Here is a 2,809-nt window from a genome sequence, read left to right on the forward strand (position 1 = left end):
AGATTACCGCCACGGTCGTACTGATGGCTGAAGCTATTGATCTGGTTCCAGGCGGAGCTGGTGGCAGCCAGAGACTGCACGGCGCCGACAGGCACAAATGTGTCTGCGGTGATATCAATAGCGTTAGCTTTTACTTTCGACATAAACACACTTCCTTGTTTAGCAATGGAACAGTTTTTGTCCGATAGCGACAATCTCTGGCGAGATCGTCCTATCACTCGCCCAATGAAGGCGTAAGAAACCTGACACAATTTGAAATCTGTCGTAAAGCATTTTTTTGAGATCAAATTAAGCTGTTTCGAAAAACTGCCGTAAACAAAGCGTGCGGGGTCGAAAGAATGTTTTAAGGGATGTGCTTTCGCCTAATTGTCAGACGATTTTCTATTTAAATATTAAATATCGGTAAGTTGTTTTTTGTTAGCCGCGTCTCACTTTCCTGCACTTTATTAGTGCGTGCCAGCGCATTGATATCAATCGTTCAAATACTGGAAATCCCTGTGGAAGCGGGCTTGCTCGCGAAGGCATCGGATCAGTCAACATTGCCGTCGAATGACACACCGCTTTCGCGAGCAAGCCCGCCCCCACAGGGATTTGTAGACGCAAGAATATCAGCTGCCGGTGCGGATCTTGTTCCAGACGCGGGTACGGATTCGGTCGATGTTGAGCGGCATCGCCTCCAGCGCAAACAGCTTGCCCATCATCTCCGGGCTCGGATAGACCTTGGTGTCATTTTTGATCGCCGGGTCGATCAGGCTGTCGGCCTGTTCGTTGCCGTTGGCGTAATGCACGTAATTGCTGATGCCGGCCATGACGTCCGGGCGCAGCAGGTAGTTCATGAACGCATAGCCGGCCTTCTCGTCCGGCGCGTCGGCAGGCATGGCAACCATGTCGAACCAGATTGCCGCGCCTTCCTTGGGAATCGCGTAGCCGATCTCGATGCCGTTTTTCGCTTCCCTGGCGCGGTTTTCCGCTTGCAGGATGTCGCCGGAGAAACCCACCGCGACACAAATGTCGCCGTTGGCCAGGTCGCTGGTGTACTTCGAGGAATGGAAGTAACTGACATACGGTCGCACTTTCATCAGCAGCGCTTCCGCCTTTTTGTAGTCTTCGGGGTTCTTGCTGTGTGGCGGCAACCCGAGGTAATTGAGCGCCGCCGGCAGTAGTTCCGGGCCGTTGTCGAGGATGGCTACCCCGCATTTCTGCAGTTTTTCCATGTATTCGGGTTTGAAAATCAGATCCCAGGAATCCACCGGCGCGTTGTCGCCCAGTACCGCTTTGACCTTGGCGATGTTGTAACCGATGCCGGTGCTGCCCCACAGATACGGGAAGCCGTGCTCATTGTTCGGGTCGTTGGTCTGCAACGCTTTGAGCAGCACCGGATTGAGGTTCTTCCAGTTCGGCAACTGGCTCTTGTCGAGCTTTTTCAGCGCCCCGCCCTGAATCTGCCGCGCCATGAAGTGGTTGGAGGGAAACACCACGTCGTAACCGGATTTACCGGTCATCAGTTTGCCGTCGAGGGTTTCGTTGCTGTCGTAGACGTCATAGGTGACGCCGACACCGGTTTCCTTCTCGAAATGCTTGGTGGTGTCCGGCGCGATGTAGTCGGACCAGTTGTACACCTTGACCGTTTCGGCCGCGTGACTGATGGAGACGGCCAGCAACAGCGGCGCCAGTGCGAGGGTTTTCTGGATCATGGGTCGATTCCTGTAGGGGCTTTTTTTGTTGGCAGGCAATCAAAGGATCAAACAATCAGAAAATCAGGACATAGGTCTTGCGCACGGTCTCCTGGATATCCCAGACACCGAGCGTGTTGGCCGGCAACATCAGTGCGTCGCCACCTTGTATATGCAGGGTTTCGCCGCCACCGTCCGGAGTGAACGTGCAACGGCCGGAAATGAAATGGCAAAACTCCTGGGCGGTGATCTGCCGGCGCCAGCGCCCGGGGGTGCACGCCCAGACGCCGGTTTCGACGCCATCGTCGCGCTCGACACTGGTGGTCGACGCAATGGCGACCGGCTCGCCCAGCGGCACGGCCACCGGGTTGGATTCGTCCAGCTGCAATGTGGCGGTGTTCTTGAACTGCGTAATGCTCATGGTCTGACCTGCTGTTGAATAGAACGGCGTTTAGTGCATGAAACCTTCCATGAAGCCAGCCACCCGACTGGCGAGTTTGCGCCGCCAGGGCGCGGTCGCCGGGTTGGCCAGGGTCTGGTCCTCATGGACAAAGCTTTTGATGATGGCGTTGTAACCGAGCCAGCGGCACGGCTCCGGTTCCCAAGCGCGCAGGGCGTGAATGCCGCCGTCCGGCAACACCCAGGGTTGCTGCGTCAATTCGGTGTCGCGCTCGAGAATCAGGTCCGCCAGCGTACGGCCACCGAGATTGCTGCCGCCGACGCCCTCGCCGCCGTAACCGCCCGACAGCGCGATCCCGTTGGCGCGGTCGCAGAGCATGTGCGGCTTGAAATGCCGGGACATGCCGAGATTGCCGCCCCAGGCGTGAGTGATCTGCACGTTCTTCAACTGCGGGAACAGTTCACCGAACAGATAGCGGCGCAGTTCGACTTCATCGCGGGTCAGATCGAAGTTGTGGCGCAACTTGCCGGCGAACTGATAGCCGCCACGGGCGCCGAAGATCAGGCGATTGTCGGCACTGCGCTGGCCGTAGGTGACCTGACGGCTGAATTCACTGAAGGCCTGGCCGCGATTGAGCCCGATCTCGTCCCAGGTGGCCGCAGACAATGGTTCGGTGGCGACGATCAGGCTTTGCACTGGCAACTGGTAGCGCCCCAAGGGCGGCAAGGTCACCGAA

The 2,809-nt window shown here is 57.2% G+C and carries 3 protein-coding genes and 1 pseudogene; all 4 read right to left on the bottom strand.

Annotated elements, in window-relative coordinates; genetic code table 11:
• Window positions 1-143 (bottom strand): annotated as a pseudogene (locus DBR24_RS34865) (hypothetical protein); the annotation flags it as partial.
• Window positions 144-608: 465 nt separating this feature from the next.
• Window positions 609-1,694, bottom strand: a complete 1,086-nt coding sequence (locus DBR24_RS18350; protein WP_128615450.1) for a polyamine ABC transporter substrate-binding protein — start codon at window positions 1,692-1,694, stop codon at window positions 609-611.
• A gap of 55 nt (window positions 1,695-1,749) precedes the next feature.
• The gene (locus tag DBR24_RS18355; protein WP_123468586.1) at window positions 1,750-2,094 is read right to left on the bottom strand and encodes a cupin domain-containing protein; all 345 of its coding nucleotides are present in this window, start codon (window positions 2,092-2,094) and stop codon (window positions 1,750-1,752) included.
• Between the two features lie 30 nt (window positions 2,095-2,124).
• A partial coding sequence (locus tag DBR24_RS18360; RefSeq protein WP_128615451.1) for an FAD-dependent oxidoreductase occupies window positions 2,125-2,809 on the bottom strand: 685 nt, incomplete at its 5' end.

Origin of the sequence: Pseudomonas sp. HMWF006 (assembly GCF_003061205.1) — a bacterium.
Taxonomy (GTDB): Bacteria; Pseudomonadota; Gammaproteobacteria; order Pseudomonadales; family Pseudomonadaceae; genus Aquipseudomonas; species Aquipseudomonas monsensis.